Here is a 19192-nt window from a genome sequence, read left to right as displayed (position 1 = left end):
CATATAGCCGCCGCCATCCGCCATGTCCAGCCCTGCCGGATTCATTTCCCGACAAATCGGCTCGAGTCGATCGCGATCAGACGAACAGCTTGCCTTCCGCCACCTTGACGGCATGGCCGCCGATGCGGGCGGCGGCCAGTTTGCCGCCTTCGACATTCAGTTCGAGGCGGATGCGCGAAGGCCGCCCCATCTCCAGCCCTTGTTCGATCCAACGCTGGGAAACACCCTCTCTCGGGCCGTCGAAATGCATGATCGCGCCGGCGAAGGCGGCCGCCGCCGAACCGGTCGCCGGATCTTCATAGGATGGATTGCCCGGCACGATCATGCGGACATGGAAGGCGCTGTCGTGGTTCACCGTCTCGCGGCAATAGACATACGGGCTGGCGAGGGCCCAATCGCTCTTGCGGGGCGCCAGTTCCGACCACGCCTGGTTGTCCAGCCTTATCCGGGCCGCCGCCTCCAGATCGGCGACCGGAATGGTCACGTAGGGCACGCCGGCCGACCAGAACGAGACGCGGTGGTTTTCGAAGCCGATTTCGTGCGGCCCCAGGCCAAGTGCCGCCCCGATCGCCTCCGGGTCGGCGGACAATTCCAGCTGCTCCGGCAGTTTGGCCAGGTCGAACTCGGCAAAGCTGGCGCCAGCGTGCTTGCTGACGGCGCAGCGCACCGGGCCGATGTTTTCTTCCAGGACGAAGATGCCGGCGGTGTCGCCATCGCCAGCCATTTCGGCAAGTGCAATCGCAGCGCCCACCGTCGGATGGCCGGCGAACGGCATCTCATGGTCGGGCGTGAAGATGCGGATGCGGGCGCGGTGCTTGGGATTGTCGGGCGGCAGCACGAAAACGGTTTCCGACAGGTTGAACTCGCCCGCGATAGCCTGCATCGCCGCCGTGTTCAGCCCTTTGCTGTCCAGCACGACGGCCAGCGGATTGCCGCCCAGCCGCTCGGTGGTGAACACGTCGTAAAGTAAGTAATTCCGGGTCAGCATTGTAGAAAGCCTTCTGCCTCAATCCCAACAGGGGCCCAAACATGGGCGAAATTTAATTTGATATTTGAACCATTCGGCCTGATCAGTGCACCGGTTGGGACATCACTGGTATTATAGGGGTCCGGCGTGGACCAGATTGTCAATCTGCCAAAGACGGAATCCACTTCCGACATAAAGACGGCACTCGGGCTCGACCGCCTGGGTCTGAAGAAGAAACGGCGTCGCGGCTGGCTTTATGGCCTGCTTGTGCTGGTCGTCGTCGCCGCAAGCCTGGCGGGGTACCAATGGTATGCCGCGTCTCCCGCCAAGATCGACTATACCACTGTGCCGGCCGCTGTCGCCGATCTCACGGTCGAAGTATCGGCGACCGGGACGCTGCAGCCGCTCACCCAGGTCGACATTTCGAGCGAACTGTCCGGCGTCGTCCGCTCGGTCGCGGTCAACGAAAACCAGCAGGTGAAGAAGGGCGATGTGCTCGCGGCGCTCGATACGGCTAAGCTGGAGGTGCAGATCGAGCGCGCCGAGGCTTCCGCCAAGGCGGCGGCTGCCAATGTCGAGACGGCCACCGTAACCCTCACCGAAAACGAAAGGGCGGTTGCGCGCGCGGCGGCGCTCACCAAGCGCGGCATGGCGACTGACCAGTCGCTTGAAGCGGCGACAGCGACGCGCGACCGCTCAAAGGCAGCGCTCGACAGCGCCAAAGCCAATCTGGCCATCGCCAATGCCGATCTCAAGGCGCAGCAGACGGACTTCGCCAAAAGCACCATCTATGCGCCCATCGACGGCATCGTTCTGACGCGCTCGGTCGATCCCGGCCAGACGGTTGCCTCCTCGCTGCAAGCGCCGGTGCTGTTCGTCATCGCCGCCGACCTGAGGAACATGGAGTTGAAGGCAGCGGTCGACGAGGCCGACATCGGCGCGGTCAAGCCCGGCCAGCATGCCCGCTTCACCGTCGACGCCTTTCCCGAGCGGCCGTTCGATGCCGAGATCCGCGACATCTCCTATGCCTCGGTCACCACCGACGGCGTCGTCACCTACGACGCGCGGTTCGAGGTCGACAACAACGAGCTTCTGTTGCGGCCCGGGATGACTGCCACCGTTTCGGTCGTCACCAGAGAGGCCAAGGGCGTGCTCACCGTGCCGTCGACAGCTTTCCGTTACCGGCCGGCGGCATCTGCTGCCCGAGCGTGGAGCCTGAGCGACCTGTTCACCGGCCGTATGGGCCGTCCACGCGGCAACCGCCAGCGCCAGGCGACGGCGCAGCCCACCGACGGCTCGCGCACGCTCTACGTGCTGGAGAATGGCCGGCCTCGGCCGGTCAACGTCAAGGTCGGCTCCACCGATGGCGAGCTGACCGAGATCATCTCCGGTCTCGCAGAAGGTGCGCAAGTCATCACCGCAGCGCAGCAGCGGAGCTGAAATCATGTCAGGCTCGCTGCTCATCACCTTCGACAAGGTCTGGAAAAGCTATGGCCAGGGCGAGGCCACGGTCCATGCGCTGGCTGGCGTCGATCTTGCCATCCGCAGCGGCGAATTCGTCGCCATCATGGGTCCGTCCGGCTCGGGCAAGTCGACGGCGATGAACATCATCGGCTGCCTCGACACACCGACGGCCGGAACCTACAGCTTCATGGGCATCGATGCTGGCCGCCTCGACCGCAACCGCCGCGCCATGCTGCGCAATCTCTATGTCGGCTTCGTCTTCCAGGGCTACAATCTCCTGCCGCGCACCACCGCGGTGGAGAATGTCGAACTGCCGCTGATCTATCGCGGCGTCGCCGCCCGCGAGCGTCACGACCTCGCGATGAAGGCGCTGGCCGAGGTCGGCCTTGTCGGCCGCGAGCACCACACGCCGGCCGAGCTCTCCGGCGGCCAGCAGCAGCGCGTGGCGATCGCGCGCGCCATCGTCACCAGGCCGACGCTGCTCGTCGCCGACGAGCCGACCGGCAATCTCGACTCCGCACGCACGCATGAGATCATGGAGTTGCTGACGCGGCTGAACACCGAGCTTGGCCTGACCATCGCCATGGTCACACACGAGGCCGATGTCGCTGCTTATGCCGGGCGCACGATCCGCTTTCTCGACGGCCACGTCGCCTCCGACGCTGTGAATCTCGAGGTGGTGTAACCATGATCTGGGAAACCGTCCGCCTCTCGCTGCTTTCAGTGCGCCGCAACGTGCTGCGCTCGTTTCTGACGCTGCTCGGCATCGTCATCGGCGTTGCCGCCGTCATCGCCATGCTCACCATTGGCTCGGGTACCACCGAAAAGGTCAAGGCCGACATCTCCAAGCTTGGTAGCAATTTGCTCGTTGTCCGTCCCGGCCGCCCGGCCGGCCCCGGCGGACCGGGAGGGCTCGACCAGGCCACACGTCCGCTCGGCAGCAAGGAACTTGCCGCGCTCGTCGCACATTTGAGCGGCGCCCGCGCCATCTCGCCCGCCTCGCAAAAGCAGGTCCGCGTCATCTTCGGCACCGAAAGCCTGACGTCGGGTGTCACCGGCACCGACAGCGCTTATCTCGATGCGCGCGACTGGAAGCTGGTCTCGGGCCGCCCGTTCAGCGATTCGGAAATCCGCTCGGGCACCGGCGTCTGCCTGATCGGCGAAACCGTGCGCCAGCAGTTCTTCGGCGCCGGCGACCCCGAAGACGAGATCATTCGCGTCAACCGCACCTCGTGCAAGATCATCGGCCTGCTCGAGCCGAAGGGCTATACCGGCTTCGGCCAGGACCAGGACAATGTCGTGCTGATGCCGCTCGCCGCCTACCAGCGCCGCATCGCCGGCAACCGCGACATCGACTCGATCTACGTCGCCGCCGACGACAGGACGCCGACCACCGAGCTGCTGCCGCGCGTCGAGGACATCTTGCGCGATGCACGCCGCATCCCACCGGACCGCGAAGACGACTTCTCGATACGCGACATGACCCAGATCGCCGACGCCATGGCGAGCGCCACCACGACGATGACCGGCATGCTGGGCGCGGTCGCCGGCGTCAGCCTGTTGGTCGGCGGCATCGGCATCATGAACATCATGCTGGTGTCGGTCACCGAGCGCACCCGCGAGATCGGCATAAGGCTGGCCATCGGCGCGCATGAAAAGCACATCCTCATCCAGTTCCTGGTCGAGGCGACCGTGCTGTCGCTGCTCGGCGGCATCATCGGCATCCTGATCGGCCTGGCGCTGGCCGGCCTCGCCTGGCTGACGCTGGCGATCCCGTTTGCGCCAAGCCCGGCGGTGATCCTGCTCGCCGTCGGCTTCTCGGCGCTGATCGGCATGGTGTTCGGTTTCTTCCCGGCGCTGCGCGGCGCACGGCTCGATCCGATCGACGCGCTGAGGCATGAATAGCACGACGCAGCGTGCGCCGCCTTCAGATGTCCCCAAAATTTTGACGCGGCCGTCGCCCTGCCCCTGTCGCGGAACAGCCCGCGGTGCTAGCAATCGCCTTGGGGATATGGGGGATAGTGGGATGAGCAAGAAAGAGCGAGTGGCTTTGGTGACGGTGATCATCGAGGCCGCATTGGCGGGCTTTTGGTGGTATTTGGCCAGCTATGGCATGGCCAACCCCGATCATGTCACCGCCGATTTCCAGCAGGTTGTCGGTCAGACGATGGGAACGACGATGGGTGCGCTGCTGGGTATCGGCGTCATGCTGTTTTTCGTCGCCGCCTGCAACGACCGCAAAACCATCGAGAACAAGATGCGTCGTTAACTCATCTCCGCAACTATCCCCACTCTGCAAACTATCCCTTGTCGGCAAAATGCCACTCGATCAGTGGCTTCATATGCGGCATCAGCCCGTCCGGCAGGTCATCGGCATTGCGGATGATGACAGGCCCGTCGATTTCCGGCTCTGCCTCGGTGGCGACAAAGGCGCTGATGCGCTGCGCGACCTCGTCGGCGGATGCCGCTTCGTGATAGCGGCGAAAGATCACCGTGCCGGTTGCCGTCGACAGGGCATAGTAGCGCCTGCCGCGCATCGCGCCGGCAAGGTCGAGGCCGGTTTCTTCCCGCACCTCGCGGATCATGTTGAAGTCGACATCGACAAGGCCGTCGCGGAAATCGGTTGGCTCGAACGAGCCGGCGGCGAAATAGACGCGCCCGGCATTGACGGTGTGCGACGCCATGCGGATCGCCACCAGCGCGTTGTCGGCGGCGACCAGCATGGCATGGGCATAGGCGTGCTCGGCCCCCGCCACCTGGCGATTGCCGCGCCAAAGCATGAAGGTCGAGTAGCGCACCGCATGGCAGCGGCCGACGAGGCTGCTGTCGCGATAGCGGAGCGCCGAAAGCAGCACCACGGTGCCGTCGAACAGCGCCGGGTTGGCTGCGGTCTCGCGCCGCCAATTCTCGGCGATCGCTTGCGCATTGTCGCGCTCGAACGGATGCGGGCCGGGGTCGAGCCTGACGTCGACGGCGTCGACCGGCAGGATGATGTTGCGCGGCAGGTCGAAGCTCAACGAAAACGATCCTCAGGTCATTTCAAGGGTGATCGCCACCGGACAATGGTCCGACGCCTTCGGACGGTCCCAGCCGCAACGCGGAAACCGGTCCACCTCCTGGCCTGCCGGAAATATCGTGCGCCAGGGCTGGCCGTTGCGGATGATGTCGGGAACGGCGGTCGCATTCCTGGCTGCCAGTGCCTTCGACAACAGGATGTAGTCGAGCTGGCACAGATGCCGCTCTTGCGGCCCGCGCGTATGGTACAAGGTCCAACGGTCCATCTCCGGACGCCGCTCGACCGCATTCTCGCAAAAGCCGCCGGCGGTGAGCACGTTGAGGCAGGACTGGGTCTCATCAATCACCTCGAAGCGGTAGCCGTCAAAGGCGTCGCCGGAGATCTTCACGCGCTGCCGATAGTCGTTCATGTCGCCGCAGATCGCCCAATATTTGTCGGCGGCGTGATCCCCACCGAAACGCTCCTCGATGATCCGGCGCACCGCTTGCGCCTCGGCGATGCGCAGCGGCATCGTCGCCTGGCGGCCGTCGAGGCCGTTGCGGGGCGTGCCCATCGACTTGAAATGCACCAGATAGAGCGTCAGCGGCACGCCACCGACGGTCAGGTCGATTTCCAGGCAGTCGCGCCTGAAGATGCGCTGGTTGGCCTGATGCCCGAACGCTGCCAGCTCCGGCGTGTGCAGGCCGAACTGCTCGAACGTGACATAGGCGTGGCTTGTCATGCGCACGAATTCGATCGGCTGGCCCTGCGCGGTCTCGTTGCGCATCATCACGGCGACGTCGATGCCGCGCGAATCATTGCCGGCGGTGGTGTATTTCTGGCGGTAGCCATGCCCGACCATCCTGAACAGATAGCCGTGTTCGAAAGCCTTCAGCGCCTCGATATTGTCGACCTCCTGCATGCAGATGATGTCGGCGCGGGTGGCGGCGATGGCTAATGCCGTCAGCTGCCGCGTATCGTCGGATTGCGCGATCGCCCGCGCCTGCTCCAGCATCTTGTATTCGGCCTCGCTCTGGATGTCGAAGAGCGCCAGCGTGCGATCCTCGTTGAGCTGGTTGCGGTATCCGGAAAAATCGAACCTGTTCATCAGGTTTTCGACATTGAAGGTGGCGAGGCGCAGCGACATGGCGGTGACCTTTGCCCACAAGCGCGGCCGAAAACAAGGCTGGGCGATGCCCATTCATGGTTGATGGAACGTTTCCGTTCATCTTCCGTTCAGACGCAAAGGTCCATGATTAAGGATAAGTCTGAGTGGGGCCTGAATCTTCGGAGAGTGAAATGAAACCGCTCTTTTTGACTACCATTCGATCGGGCATGTTGACCTTGGGTCTTGTTTCCGGCCTCTCGGCGCCTTCCATGGCCGGGCCCATTCAGCCTGACGTCCCGCTCCCAACTGCTGCCGCGGCACGCGAAATCGTGCCGGTGCGCGAGAGCTGGGCTGGCGGCAATAATAACGTCTGGATGCGTGGCCGTAATTTCTCCCGGAACTGGAACCGTGGCAATTGGAACCGTGGCAACTGGAACGGTGGGCGGCACTGGCGCCGCAACTGGAACGGTGGGCGGCACTGGCGCCATAATCGTGGCCGGTACTACGGTGGCAGCAATTACGGCCGTTACTACGGTGGCGGCTATTACGGCCGTTACTACGACGACGACGACGACGGCGCCGCCGCGCTTCTCGGTTTGGGCCTTGGGTTCGGCCTTGGCAGCCTGTACCAGGGCTACTACAACCAGGGCTACTACAACCAGGGTTACTACAACCGGGGCTACTATAACAACGGTTCGAGCGCCCATGTCCGCTGGTGCTACAATCGATACCGGTCGTATCGCACCTGGGACAACACGTTCCAACCCTATAACGGCCCGCGCCGGCAATGCTGGTCGCCCTATAGGTGATCGACTGATGCATTCCAGACGGCGCCGCCCCTCGCGGCGCCGTTTCCGTCTGGCGCAGCCTTCTTCTGAACTGTTCTTTGTCCGGCCAGGGCACCGCGAAATCGTTTTGCCGCCGACGATAACACTATGTTTATCAGGCAGGCCTAGTTATCTTGCCGATCGCACCACATGAAATGCGACGATCGCCGGGGATTGGCGCGCGATGGCTGAAGACGAAAACAGGGACAAACACAGGCAGCGCGTCTTCAAGGGCGCGACGATCCTGACCGGCATGACCAATTCCGAGGTCACGTGCACGGTCCGCAACATGCATGACGGCGGCGCCGAACTGAAGGTCTCGATCGACGCTCGCGTGCCCGACGAGTTCCTGCTCTATGTGCCGACCGACGGCATCGCCTACAAGGCAGTGGTCCGCTGGCGCCGCGAGGATCGCATCGGAGTGATGTTCACCGGCACCGAGCCAAAGCCCCACTGGCACTACGGCTAGATCCCCTGAACGGGGCCCTCTAAGCAGTCGACCACACGGCCTTCATGTAAAAGCCGGCGGAGCGCTCCGCCGGCTTTCCTGTGCTAAATTGCGGATTCGATCAGTTCTTGGCCTTGTCGACCAATTTGTTCTTCGAAATCTCCGCGCGCCCGCAGGGCGAAGCCCGAGGACGCGCAAGGAAACGAACGGGGATTTCGGTCAGTTCTTGGCCTTGTCGACCAGCTTGTTCTTCGAAATCCACGGCATCATCGCGCGCAGCTTGGCGCCGACTTCCTCGATCTGATGGCTGTCGTTGTTGCGGCGGATGCCCTTGAAGCGCGACATGCCGGCGCGATACTCCTGCATCCATTCCGAGGTGAACTTACCGGTCTGGATATCCTTCAGCACGCGCTTCATCTCGGCCTTGGTCTCGGCGGTGATGATGCGCGGGCCCGAAACATATTCGCCCCATTCGGCGGTGTTCGAGATCGAGTAGTTCATGTTGGCGATGCCGCCTTCATAGATCAGGTCGACGATCAGCTTGACCTCGTGCAGGCACTCGAAATAGGCCATTTCCGGTGCGTAGCCGGCTTCCACCAGCGTCTCGAAGCCAGCGCGGATAAGCTCGACCAGACCGCCGCACAGCACCACCTGCTCGCCAAACAGGTCGGTCTCGCATTCCTCGCGGAAATTGGTCTCGATAATGCCCGAACGGCCGCCGCCGACGCCGCAGGCATAGGACAGAGCGAGATCAAGTGCATTGCCCGAAGCGTCCTGGTTGACCGCGACCAGGCACGGCACGCCGCCGCCCTTCTGGTATTCGCCGCGCACCGTGTGGCCGGGCCCCTTCGGCGCGATCATGACGACGTCGACCGAGGCCTTCGGCTCGATCAGGCCAAAGTGCACGTTGAGGCCGTGGGCAAAGGCGATCGCCGCGCCATCGCGGATGTTCGGCGCGATCTCGGACTTGTAGATGTCGGCCTGCAGCTCGTCCGGCGTCGCCATCATCATCAGGTCGGCCCATTTGGCGGCGTCCGCCACGCTCATCACCTTGAGCCCGTCGGCCTCGACTTTTTGGGCGGTCGCCGAGCCGGCCTTGAGGCCGATGGCGATTTCCCCAACGCCGGAATCCTTGAGATTGAGCGCATGCGCCCGGCCCTGGCTGCCATAGCCGATGATGGCGACCTTCTTGCCCTTGATCAGGTTGAGATCGGCGTCGCGATCGTAGTAGACACGCATTTTTCTTCCTTCCCGTTTTTGAATTCAGAGCATGATGCCGAAAAGTGTGAAGCGGTTTTCGGACGACATCATGCTCTATCTCTTTGATTTAGAGCCGGATTCAGATTTCAGGTCGACTTGACCTGAAATCATCCGGCTCTAGAGGCCTTGCGGCCCGGTTTTTGCTCCGTGAAGAGCGAGAAACTGCTGCGTCGCCCGGACGGCATCGCCGCCAATCGCCGCATCAGTCAATTTCAGCCGGTCGCCGAGCAGCAGGCGGATCTGCACGTCGCGGGCGACCAGCCCGAAAAAGGTGCGGAATGCCGCTTCGGCATCCGAGAACTCGAGAAGTCCGGCCTGCCGACCGGCCTCCAGCACCGGCTTCAGGCGCCGGGCCAGCGCGAAACGCCCGTTCTCCAGCACGATGGCGCCGAGATCGTCATTGCCCGAGCCGGCACGGCCAATGGCGACGCGGTTCAGCGCGATCGATGTGTCGCTCGAAATCACCTTGAGCCAGTCCGAAGCGAAGCGTGCGAGGCTCACCGTCAGCGAAGCAAGGGTAAGCCCCTTGCCGTCGACCGGGACCACCCGCACCTTGGAGGCCTGCCATTGAACAATTGCCGTCAACAGCCCGTCGCGATCGCCGAACCATTTGTAGAGCGTTTCCTTGGAACAGCTTGCCCGCCGCGCAACGGCGGTCATGGTCAACTGATCGCCCTCCTCGACCAGCAGGCGAAGTGCGGCGTCGAGCACGGCTTTCTGCCGCTCGGTCAGCGCTTCGCTGGTGTCGACGTCGACGCTTGCCTGCAGCAATCTCTTTTCCTGCTCGATAACGGTACGGCAATGGGCGTACCGTACGTTACGGTTCGGCATGTCTATGACGTATTGCCAGACCCGGGGCAAGCCCTATCTCCGCTTTTTGACCGGCTTGTCGCGGGGAGAAAGATGCTCGTCGGCCTGCTTGCATTGACGGTTGCCGCCGCTTTCGCGGGCGCCGCCATCTATATCAGCGTTGCCGAGCAGCCGGCGCGGCTTCGCCTCGACGACCGTGCACTGCTGCAGGAATGGCAACCTTCCTACAAGCGCGGCGCCGCCATGCAGGCGTCGATCGCCATCGTCGCCTGTGTTCTTGGTGTCGTTGCCTGGTGGCAGACCGGCAGTGTCGGCTATCTCATCGGGGCGGTGCTGATCATCCTGCCATGGCCATGGACGCTGGTCGCAATGATGCCGACAAACCGGTTGCTGGCGGCGATGGACGCGGCCGCCGCCAATCCGCAGGCCCGGGCGTTGATCGTCAAATGGGGCAATCTGCATCTGGTTCGCGTCATGCTTGGCGTGCTGGCGGCACTGGCATTTCCTCTGGGGCAGTGCCTGACGGCTGCAAGCGACCTTCAGCGCCAGCCGGACCACATCACCCCGGCATCGCCGGATGACGCAGCCGCCCGAGCAGAGCCGACAAGGTTTCCAGATCATCATTGGAGAGCCTGGCGCCGACCAGTTCGGCGATCGATCGCCCGTAGACGGCCCACATCCGGCGGCGCATCTCGCGCCCCTTGCCGGTGATGCGGACAGTCTGTCCGCGACCGTCATCGGCAACCCTGAGCTTCTCGACCAGCCCGTCCGCTTCGAGGCGCGCCAGCAGCCGCGAGACGTTGTACTGCGCAAACAGCGTGCGCTCGATCAGCTGGAACGGCCGCAAGCCGCCCTCGCCGGCTTCGGCAAGCTCATGCAGCACGTCGTACCAGGCAAGCGGCGGCAAGCCGGCGTCCTTCAGCGCGTCTTCGGCTCTTTCCAGCAGCTGGCGCGAAACGCGCATCAGGCGCGCCCAGGCTTTGATGGCCGCCGGCGAAGGATTCTCCGTCATGATGCAGCATAGGCGATAGATGCAATTGCATCAAGCTTGCCAATGGATGCAAATGCATCTATATAGATGCAACTGCATTTATATCGGATGGCCCTGTCATGAAGCATGAAACCTGCGAGATCGCCGACATTCCGGAGACGGGCGGCCTGATGACCGACAAGCTCGTTCTCGTCAGCCACCACCTTTGCCCCTATGTGCAGCGCGCGGCGATCTCGCTCTGCGAAAAGGACGTGCCGTTCGAGCGGATCACCGTCGATCTCGCCAAAAAACCGGCCTGGTTCAAGGCGATATCGCCGCTCGGCAAGGTGCCGCTGCTGCGCGTGCCGCAGAATAGCGAGGCAACCGTGATTTTCGAGTCGGCGGTCATCCTCGAATTTCTTGAGGAAACGCAGGCCAACCCACTCCACCCTGCCGACCCGCTGGCCCGCGCCCGGCATCGCGCCTGGATCGAGTTCGGCTCGGCCATCCTCAACGCCATCGGTCGGTTCTATTCCGCACCGACCGAGGCCGCCTTCCTTGCCGAAAGCGAAGCTCTGTCGGCAATGTTCGATCGTCTCGAAGCGGAACTGGCGGCTGGCCGGGCTGGGCCATGGTTTGCCGGCGAGCGCTTTTCACTGGTCGATGCTGTCTTTGGGCCAGTCTTCCGCTATTTCGACGCCTTCGATCGGATCGGCGCGTTTGGCATCCTGAGCGGAAAGCCGCGTGTCGAGGCCTGGCGAAATCGATTGCACGAACGCAAGTCGGTGAAGGACGCTGTCACCCCGGACTATCCACAGCGCCTTCATGCATTCCTGCAAGCGAAGGGTTCGCACCTTTCGAAACTCATCCGCAGCGAGGCGGCCACCGCGCTTCCTTGATACCGATCCGCCTGAACGGATCGACCACCTTCCGGCCACCATCGAGGCAAGGATGTTTGGCGCCGGCGGGATTTTTGCCACCGACGCCACCAGGCTATCGCGGATAAACGGCATCACGGTCGAATCCACTGGTAGAACGGCGTCAGCATCAGCGACAGCGCCTGAAAGACCCGGACATGCCATCGCCGCGCCCGGACATAGACCTCCAGCGCAGTATCGACACGATCCGTTCCTATGAGCGCATAGTTGAGCGCCGCCGCGTCGAGCAGCGCCATGTTCGCCCCTTGCCCGAGCTGCGGGCTGGTCGAATGCGCCGCGTCGCCGATGACCGCCCATCGCCGTCCGGCCGGCACCTTGAGCGTGTGATGGCCGTAGCGCGCCAGCGAAAGCTGATCGAAACTGTCGATCTGGCGCGTGAACGCCTCGCATTCGGGCCACAGCCGAACCACCCTCGCCTTCCAGGCGTCGAGGTTTGTCGCCCTGACCTGCTCTGCGTCCGCCGGCTTCAGGCTCCAGAAGAACGCCGCCATCTTCCGGCGCCCGGTTCCGGCCTGCCGATCGGCAGCACGCCGATCATCACGCTCGCTCTGTCGTAGCGCTGCAGCAGCGCGTGCTCGTCAAAACCGTCGCCGCGCCAGCCGAGCGACGCCCAGAACGCGCCATAGGCGAGCGGCCGCGGCTCCCCCGGGCTCCCTACGCGCTGCCGCAATCTGGAGCGCGAACCGCTGGCATCGACGACCAGATCGAACGGCCCTATCCTTCGCCCGTTGCCGCAGATCAGCGTTGCCCGTTCGCCGGTTTCCAGCGTCTCGAGCTCGACGCCGGTTTCGATGGTGATCGCCTCGCGCCGGACGGCACCAAAAAGCACGCCGAACAGGGCCGCCCGGTGCACCGCCAGCCCGAAACGACTGCGGCGCTGCGCATCATAGCGGACATCGAGCACGGTGCGGCCCGTTTTCGCATCGGCGCCATGCAGGCGGTCGATGCGGCCGCCCAGCGCCAGGATGTCGTCGAGCAAGCCGAGATCGGCAAGCACCGTCAGCCCGGTCGGCTGCAGGATCAGCCCGGACCCGACCGGCTTTGGCTCGTCGAAGCGCTCGAAGATGGTGACCCGATGCCCGGCACGCTTCAGATAGACCGCCGCGGCCAGCCCGGCCGGGCCGGCGCCGGCAATCGCAATGTCCAGAGAAATGCCCATTGCCCGCCGAATCGTCTCGCCCAGGCCGGACAATCCTTCAGCACTATCGCCAAATCAAGCCGTCGCTGCTGGCATCGATGAGTCAGGTCCCGGCAGCGTCGAAAGCGTTCCGCGCAGCGCGCACCGCGCCATGATTGAGCTCGGCCCATTGGAGCAGCTGATGCAGGGGCCCAAACATCGAGCTTCCGAGATCGGTCAGACTGTATTCGACGCTCGGCGGCTTGGTCGGGAAGACCTCGCGATGGACATAACCGTCGCGCTGCAAATCGTGCAGTGTCTGGGTGAGCATGCGCTGGGAAATGTCGGGCACCAGCCGCCGCAATTCGCCGAACCGGTACGGCTTTTCGGCCAGGGCCATCATCAGCAGCGAACTCCATTTGTTGCTGATGCCCTGGATCACATCGCGCACCGGACAGTCGGCAATGTTGCCCCCGCCGCTGCGCGCTTTGTAAATCTCGAGCTTCGACTTCAGACTGACGACTTTGCTGTCCATCGCTGGTTCCCTGCGCCTGCCTACCTCCCGCAAAACTGCCTTCTTTACGAGGGTCGGTCAATTCCTATTTTAGTGCTGGTCTCTTTTTGAGACTTATATAAGCACCCGCCGCTCCGGCGCAACGACAGGACTTCCCATGACCGATACCCTTCTCGTCACCGGCGCCTCCGGCCAGCTTGGCCGCGGCGTCGTCGATCATCTGCTGGACACGCTCAAGGTTCCGCCCGAACGCATCATCGCCGCCACCCGCAATCCGGAAAACCTCGCCGAAGTGGCAGCGCGCGGCGTCATCATGAGGCAAGCCGATTTCGATGACACCGCGTCGCTTGTCGAAGCATTCAAGGGCGCCGGCAGGGTCCTGATCATCTCGACCGGCGAGCTCGATCTTCGGGGCAAGCGGCTCAAGCAGCATGAGAATGCCGTCGCAGCCGCGAGGCAGGCTGGCGCTTCGCATCTGCTCTACACCTCGATGCCCAATCCTGAGCCGGGATCGCCGGTGCTGTTTGCGGGCGATCACTACGGGACCGAGCAGGCGATCAAGGCGAGCGGCATCGCCTACACGATTTTCCGCAACGGCTGGTATCAGGAGAACCTGTTCATGTCGCTGCCGCACGCCATTGCCTCGGGGCACTGGTATACATCCGCAGCTGACGGCCGCATCGCCCATGGCGCCCGCGACGACATGGCCGCGGCGATCGCTGCCGGCCTTGCCTCGGGCGCCACCGAAAGCACGACATACACGCTGACCGGTCCGCAGGCCCATACCGTCGCCGAGATCGCAGCCCTGGTGACCGACGTCACCGGCAAGCCGATCGAGGTCGTCCAGCTTTCGGACGAGGCGTTGACCGAGGGCCTGAAGGCTGCCGGCGTTCCCGAGGGCTTTGCCCCAATCGTCACGTCCTTCGACACCAACACGCGCACCGGCCGCATCGACATGGTGACCGACGCGATCGAGACACTGTCGGGCAGGAAGCCGCAATCGCTGAAGCAGTTTCTTGAAGCGAACAAGGCAGCTCTGGCCGGCTGAAGTCGGAATAGAGTGCCGGACTGCCAAGGCCGGCGGGACAGCACCCCCTCTGTCCTGCCGGACTGTCCGGAAGGACAGAGGGGGGTGGGCGACGGAACGCGACCGAAAAGAAACTGGCAGCGTGCGCCACCTCGGAAAAACCAGGGCGCGAAGGATCGCGACGGAGCGGCTCTAAATCGCCACCTGCGTTCCGATCTCGACCACACGTCCGGTCGGGATCTGGAAATACTCGGTCGCATCGGCTGCCGTGCGCGCCAAGCCGATGAACAGCTTGTCCTGCCACACCGGCATGCCGGAATTGGGTGACGCCTTGAGCGAGCGCCGCGACAGGAAGAAGGAGGTCGTCATGATGTCGAACTTCCAGCCCTGCTTGCGGCAGATCGCCAGCGCACGCGGAATATTGGGCTGTTCCATGTAGCCGAAGGTCAGCGTCACCCGCATGAACATATCGTTGATCGTCTCCATCTTGACTCGGTCGCTGTCAGGCACGACGGGCTGCTGCGCCGTCACCACCGAGAGGATGACGTTCTGTTCGTGCAGCACCTTGTAGTGCTTCAGGCTGTGCATCAGCGCGGTCGGCGCGCTGACCGGATCGCTGGTCAGGAACACGGCCGTGCCGGACACCAGCTGCGGCTTCTTCTTCAACAGATTGGCGGCAAGGAAATCGAGTGGAATCTCGTTCCTGCGCGTCTTGTCGAACAGATATCGGCTGCCGCGTATCCAGGTCCCCATGATCAGCCCCATGATGCAGGCCACGGCGATTGAAACCCATCCGCCTTCTACGAATTTCACGATATTCGCCAGGAAGAAGCCGGTGTCTATCGTGCCAAACAGCAGCGCCAGCGCCGCAGCGAGCGCGGTCTGCCATTTCCATTGCCACCGCATCACCACGAACAGCAAAATCGTCGTCATCAGCATCTCGCCTGTCACCGAAATCCCATAGGCGGACGCCAGCAAACTCGAACTGCCAAAGCCGACGACCAGCAGCATCACGCCGAGCGCGAGAATGAGGTTCACGCGTGGCATGTAAATCTGGCCAAGCTGCATCTCGGAAGTATGCTGAACTTCGATTCTGGGCAGAAGATTGAGCTGCACCGCCTGCCGGGTCAGCGAAAACGCCCCGGAGATAACGGCTTGACTGGCGATCACGGTCGCTGCTGTTGCGAGCCCGACCATCGGTATCAGTGCCCAATCCGGCAGCATCTGGAAGAACGGATTGTCGGGCACGCCGCCGTGAGCAAGAACGAATGCGCCTTGCCCAAAATAGCTGAGCAGCAGGCAGGGAAAGACGATCCAGAACCAGGCCAGCACGATTGGACGGCGACCGAAATGTCCGAGATCGACGTAAAGCGCTTCGGCACCGGTAACCGCCAGAAAAACCGCGCCGACGGTGAGAAACGCGCCCGCTTTGGCCTCGGCAAGGTAGGCCACCGCATAATAGGGATTGATTGCCAGAAGGACGGAGACATCGTCGAGGATATGCACCAATCCGGCAATGCCGATCGCCAGAAACCAGAGCGCCGTCACCGGCCCGAAAACCGAGGCCACTCTGCCGGTCCCGAAGCGCTGCACGGCAAACAGGACGGCAAGAATCACCAATGTAATGGGAACCACGTATGGATCGAACGCCGGGGTCACGACGCTCAGCCCTTCCACCGCTGAAAGCACCGAAATGGCCGGCGTTATGATCGCGTCGCCGAAAAACAGTGCGGCTCCGCACAGACCGATGACGAGAATGAGGCCGGAACCAGCCGGATAGGCTTTCCGGGCCAGCGCCATAAGCGACAGGGTGCCGCCTTCACCCTTGTTATCCGCCCGAAGCACGAAGGCGACATACTTTATGGTCACGATAATCGTCAGTGCCCAGACGATCAGCGACAGAATGCCCAGAACGGCACTGCGCGGATCGGTGCCCGACGAAGCATGCAGTGCTTCGCGAAGCGCATAAATAGGGCTGGTGCCGATATCGCCATAGACCACGCCGAGAGCGCCCAGCATCAGGACCTTGGTGCTGTGCTTTTCGACCTCAGGATGGCTGGATTGTTCGACTGGTTCTGCCTCACTACCACTGTTGGTAAGGGCCATGGACGACACTCCGATAAGCGCGCGGTGCTCTACGCTTGCTGCGATGCAATATCAAGTGCCCCAACGTGATGGCTGCCATGTCCGCAAAGCGAGGCTTCCATCTCTACCACCCACAAGCCTTCAGAAATCTTTTGACCGTACCGGCCATGCCATACTCCAACGCATCGGCTGTCAACCCATGTCCGATCGACACTTCGGCCAATGTCGGGATGCGTTTTGCCAATGCCGGCAGGTTGTTCACCACCAGATCGTGGCCGGCATTGACCTGAAGCCCGGCGGCAAGTGCTGCATCCGCGGTTTTTCCCAATCTTTCCAGCTCATTCGCCGCTTTTGCCGAATCGGAATGAAAGCTGCCATACGGCCCCGTGTAGAGCTCGATCCGGTCGGCGCCTGTGTCGCGCGCGGCGTTCATCCCTGCCGGATCCGGGTCGGAAAACAACGACACGCGCAAGCCCCCTTTCTTCAGCCGTTTGACGATCGGTGTCAGGAACGCCGCCTCGCCGGCAAAGTTCCAGCCATGGTCGGAGGTGGCCTGGGCAGGGTCGTCGGGCACCAGCGTCACCTGCTCCGGCTGGTGCTTTTCCACAAGCGCCAGGAAATCCTCGCTCGGGTAGCCCTCGATGTTGAACTCTGCCTTGGGGAATTCGTCGTCGATCAGCGCCCTGATCTCCGGCAGGTCGGAATGCCTGGTGTGCCGCTCGTCGGGCCGCGGATGCACGGTCAGGCCATGCGCGCCCGCGGCCAGCGCCAGGCGCCCGAGCCCGATGAGGCTTGGCCACGGCAGGTCGCGCCGGTTGCGCAGCATGGCGATGGCATTGAGATTGACGGAGAGTTTTGCAGGCATGGCTTCTCGGGTCCGGACATAATCGCGGCCATCTATACCGCCTTTGGCGGGAACAGACAGGGGGTTTCCGGTGTTCCAGAGGGACGTATAATATCCAGCAAGAGGAAGACCCGTGAATTATCTTGAAGACGTGCCGGCGGTTCGCCGCATCGACACCGACCGCGACGACCTGTTCGCCATCGACGTCGTCGGCCATGTCACGGCGGCCGATGCGGAAAACCTGTTCGGATTGCTGGAGGCGGCCTATGCGCTGCACCCGAAAATCGATGTGCTGGTGCGCCTGATCGACCATGAAGGCGTCGATTGGGCCGATGTGTCGGACGAAACGCTTGAACAGGGCACGGCCCATGCCGTGGAGCATGTCGGCCGCTGCGCTGCGCTCGGCGAGCCGAACTGGGTACCCAGCGCACAGAGCGTGCTGCCTGCTTCCTCAGCCGTCGAACTCAGGCATTTCGAGGCAAAGGACGAAGCATCCGCCTGGGAATGGCTCGACGCCAGACCGCTGGCCCCACGCTGACGCAGGTCGATCCCGTGCCAGTCCCGGATTCCTGGTCCATGGGGGCTGCTCGACCGGCCTATCTGACAATCGTCAGCCGTTCCGCCGCCCGCGTGATTGCCGTGTAGAGCCAGCGCTGGCGGGTTTCCTTGAACGCCCAGCTTTCGTCGAAAAGCACGATCTCGTTCCACTGCGAGCCTTGCGCCTTGTGCACGGTCAGCGCGTACCCATAGTCAAAATCGTCGAAGCGTTTTTTCTGCTGCCAGGGAATGTCGGCGTCCGGGTCCTCGAACGCCGCTTTGAGCAGCTTGATCTTGGCGACGCCGCGGTCCGGATCGTCCTCCTCCGGGGAGACCAGCAGATTGATGCCGGGTTTCACCGTCTCGCGCGACGAGGTCATCACCTTCCACAGCGAACCGTTGAGCAGTCCCTTGGCTGGGTCATTGCGCAGGCAGACGAGCTTGTCGCCCGCCTGTGGATAGTCGGCATTGAACCCCTTCAGCTCGCGCAGCCGCTGATTATAGCGACGCCGCGTCCTGTTGGTGCCGACCAGCACCTGGTCCGCCTTCAGCACCAGTTCCTGGGTGACGTCTTCCTTGCCGATCACCTGCGCCGCGCCATAGTCGCCGCGCATGAACTCGCGGCCCTCGCGCACGTCGAGCGCCAGCCGGATAATCGGGTTGTCGCGCGCCTGCCGGTGGATCTCGGTGAGCAGAATATCCGGTTCATGCTCGGTGAAGAAGCCGCCGCCCGAGATCGGCGGCAGCTGGCCGGGATCGCCGAGAACCAGGATCGGCGTGCCGAAACTCAAGAGGTCGCGGCCAAGCTGCTCGTCTACCATCGAACATTCGTCGATGACGACGAGCTTGGCCCGCGAGATCGGGCTTTGCCGGTTGAGCGAAAAGGTCGGCGACATCGAAGTCTTGCCGGTCACCTCGTCCGCCACCGATTCCTCGCCCTTCGGCCGGTAGATCAGCGAATGGATGGTGTGGGCATTGACCGCGCCCTTGGAACGCAGCACCTGCGCCGCCTTGCCGGTGAAGGCGGCGAACTGCACCTGGCCGTCGACATGCTCGGCGAAATAGCGCGCCAGCGTCGTCTTGCCGGTGCCGGCGTAGCCGAACAGCCGGAACAGCTGCGGCTTTCCGGTCTTGAGCCAGGTGGCGACCGCCTTCAGCGCATCGTCCTGTTGAGGAGAGAATTCCATCAGCGCGAGAGACCGGATTCGCGAGGGAAAGACAAGGCGCAACGATCATCGGCGGCGGGCCGCACCGCCTGCAATAACGCAATTTATCAGGCAG

19 protein-coding genes and 2 pseudogenes are annotated in these 19192 nt (G+C 63.2%); 10 read left to right on the top strand and 11 right to left on the bottom strand.

Going from position 1 to position 19192, the window contains the following annotated elements; translation table 11 throughout:
• Positions 1-76 precede the first annotated feature (76 nt).
• A complete protein-coding gene (locus tag AC0L15_RS11340) occupies positions 77-988 on the bottom strand; it encodes a PhzF family phenazine biosynthesis protein (RefSeq protein ID WP_287247347.1) in 912 nt (303 codons plus the stop codon).
• 126 nt (positions 989-1114) lie between these two features.
• Between AC0L15_RS11340 and AC0L15_RS11335 the strand changes: the two genes are divergently transcribed.
• From AC0L15_RS11335 to AC0L15_RS11320, 4 genes are all read left to right on the top strand, one after another.
• Complete coding sequence (locus AC0L15_RS11335) at positions 1115-2407, top strand: efflux RND transporter periplasmic adaptor subunit (RefSeq protein ID WP_287247348.1); 1293 nt, start codon at positions 1115-1117, stop codon at positions 2405-2407.
• A 4-nt stretch (positions 2408-2411) separates the two neighbouring features.
• On the top strand, positions 2412-3116 hold the full coding sequence (locus tag AC0L15_RS11330; RefSeq protein WP_473496347.1) for an ABC transporter ATP-binding protein: 705 nt from the start codon (positions 2412-2414) through the stop codon (positions 3114-3116).
• A 2-nt stretch (positions 3117-3118) separates the two neighbouring features.
• Positions 3119-4336, top strand: a complete 1218-nt coding sequence (locus AC0L15_RS11325) for an ABC transporter permease (protein WP_473496346.1) — start codon at positions 3119-3121, stop codon at positions 4334-4336.
• 121 nt (positions 4337-4457) lie between these two features.
• Positions 4458-4700, top strand: coding sequence for a hypothetical protein (locus AC0L15_RS11320; RefSeq protein ID WP_473496345.1), 243 nt, complete (start codon positions 4458-4460; stop codon positions 4698-4700).
• Positions 4701-4731: 31 nt separating this feature from the next.
• On the opposite strand, the gene AC0L15_RS11315 is transcribed toward AC0L15_RS11320, so the two are convergent.
• A complete protein-coding gene (locus tag AC0L15_RS11315; protein WP_287247351.1) occupies positions 4732-5448 on the bottom strand; it encodes a hypothetical protein in 717 nt (238 codons plus the stop codon).
• Positions 5449-5460: 12 nt separating this feature from the next.
• Positions 5461-6573: an endonuclease/exonuclease/phosphatase family protein gene (locus tag AC0L15_RS11310; RefSeq protein ID WP_473496344.1), complete on the bottom strand. Its 1113-nt coding sequence runs from the start codon at positions 6571-6573 to the stop codon at positions 5461-5463.
• Between the two features lie 152 nt (positions 6574-6725).
• Between AC0L15_RS11310 and AC0L15_RS11305 the strand changes: the two genes are divergently transcribed.
• On the top strand, positions 6726-7343 hold the full coding sequence (locus AC0L15_RS11305; protein ID WP_287282125.1) for a BA14K family protein: 618 nt from the start codon (positions 6726-6728) through the stop codon (positions 7341-7343).
• 202 nt (positions 7344-7545) lie between these two features.
• Complete coding sequence (locus AC0L15_RS11300) at positions 7546-7830, top strand: PilZ domain-containing protein (protein ID WP_128167039.1); 285 nt, start codon at positions 7546-7548, stop codon at positions 7828-7830.
• A 198-nt stretch (positions 7831-8028) separates the two neighbouring features.
• Here the strand turns inward: AC0L15_RS11300 and ilvC are convergent, their stop codons facing one another.
• Positions 8029-9048 (bottom strand): ketol-acid reductoisomerase, encoded by a 1020-nt coding sequence (gene ilvC / locus AC0L15_RS11295; RefSeq protein ID WP_023798824.1) that lies wholly within the window; start codon positions 9046-9048, stop codon positions 8029-8031.
• A gap of 138 nt (positions 9049-9186) precedes the next feature.
• Positions 9187-9840: a TetR/AcrR family transcriptional regulator gene (locus tag AC0L15_RS11290; protein ID WP_128167043.1), complete on the bottom strand. Its 654-nt coding sequence runs from the start codon at positions 9838-9840 to the stop codon at positions 9187-9189.
• A 132-nt stretch (positions 9841-9972) separates the two neighbouring features.
• Here AC0L15_RS11290 and AC0L15_RS11285 point away from each other — a divergent pair.
• Positions 9973-10383 (top strand): annotated as a pseudogene (locus tag AC0L15_RS11285) (anthrone oxygenase family protein); the annotation flags it as partial.
• Positions 10384-10438: 55 nt separating this feature from the next.
• On the opposite strand, the gene AC0L15_RS11280 reads toward AC0L15_RS11285, so the two are convergent.
• Positions 10439-10891 (bottom strand): MarR family winged helix-turn-helix transcriptional regulator, encoded by a 453-nt coding sequence (locus AC0L15_RS11280; RefSeq protein ID WP_287235605.1) that lies wholly within the window; start codon positions 10889-10891, stop codon positions 10439-10441.
• Positions 10892-10989: 98 nt separating this feature from the next.
• Between AC0L15_RS11280 and AC0L15_RS11275 the strand changes: the two genes are divergently transcribed.
• Positions 10990-11748, top strand: a complete 759-nt coding sequence (locus tag AC0L15_RS11275; protein ID WP_287247358.1) for a glutathione S-transferase family protein — start codon at positions 10990-10992, stop codon at positions 11746-11748.
• Here the strand turns inward: AC0L15_RS11275 and AC0L15_RS11270 are convergent.
• Positions 11714-12946: pseudogene (locus AC0L15_RS11270) on the bottom strand (FAD-dependent oxidoreductase). The gene AC0L15_RS11275 and the pseudogene AC0L15_RS11270 sit on opposite strands and share 35 nt — an antisense overlap.
• An 82-nt stretch (positions 12947-13028) precedes the next feature.
• Positions 13029-13439, bottom strand: coding sequence for a winged helix-turn-helix transcriptional regulator (locus AC0L15_RS11265; RefSeq protein ID WP_473496343.1), 411 nt, complete (start codon positions 13437-13439; stop codon positions 13029-13031).
• Between the two features lie 136 nt (positions 13440-13575).
• Here AC0L15_RS11265 and AC0L15_RS11260 point away from each other — a divergent pair, with 136 nt between their 5' ends.
• Positions 13576-14466, top strand: a complete 891-nt coding sequence (locus tag AC0L15_RS11260) for an SDR family oxidoreductase (RefSeq protein WP_473496341.1) — start codon at positions 13576-13578, stop codon at positions 14464-14466.
• Between the two features lie 171 nt (positions 14467-14637).
• Here the strand turns inward: AC0L15_RS11260 and AC0L15_RS11255 are convergent, their stop codons facing one another.
• Together AC0L15_RS11255 and AC0L15_RS11250 are read right to left on the bottom strand one after the other, a co-directional pair.
• Positions 14638-16551 (bottom strand): potassium transporter Kup, encoded by a 1914-nt coding sequence (locus AC0L15_RS11255; RefSeq protein ID WP_287247362.1) that lies wholly within the window; start codon positions 16549-16551, stop codon positions 14638-14640.
• A 103-nt stretch (positions 16552-16654) separates the two neighbouring features.
• A complete protein-coding gene (locus tag AC0L15_RS11250; RefSeq protein ID WP_287247363.1) occupies positions 16655-17395 on the bottom strand; it encodes a pyridoxine 5'-phosphate synthase in 741 nt (246 codons plus the stop codon).
• Positions 17396-17507: 112 nt separating this feature from the next.
• Between AC0L15_RS11250 and AC0L15_RS11245 the strand changes: the two genes are divergently transcribed.
• On the top strand, positions 17508-17912 hold the full coding sequence (locus AC0L15_RS11245) for a SpoIIAA family protein (protein ID WP_287247364.1): 405 nt from the start codon (positions 17508-17510) through the stop codon (positions 17910-17912).
• Positions 17913-17970: 58 nt separating this feature from the next.
• Here the strand turns inward: AC0L15_RS11245 and AC0L15_RS11240 are convergent, their stop codons facing one another.
• Positions 17971-19098: an ATP-dependent DNA helicase gene (locus tag AC0L15_RS11240; protein WP_287247365.1), complete on the bottom strand. Its 1128-nt coding sequence runs from the start codon at positions 19096-19098 to the stop codon at positions 17971-17973.
• Positions 19099-19192: the final 94 nt, after the last annotated feature.

The sequence above is a fragment of the Mesorhizobium sp. WSM4846 genome, assembly GCF_055811415.1.
This window is presented reverse-complemented; position numbering and strand designations above follow the sequence as displayed.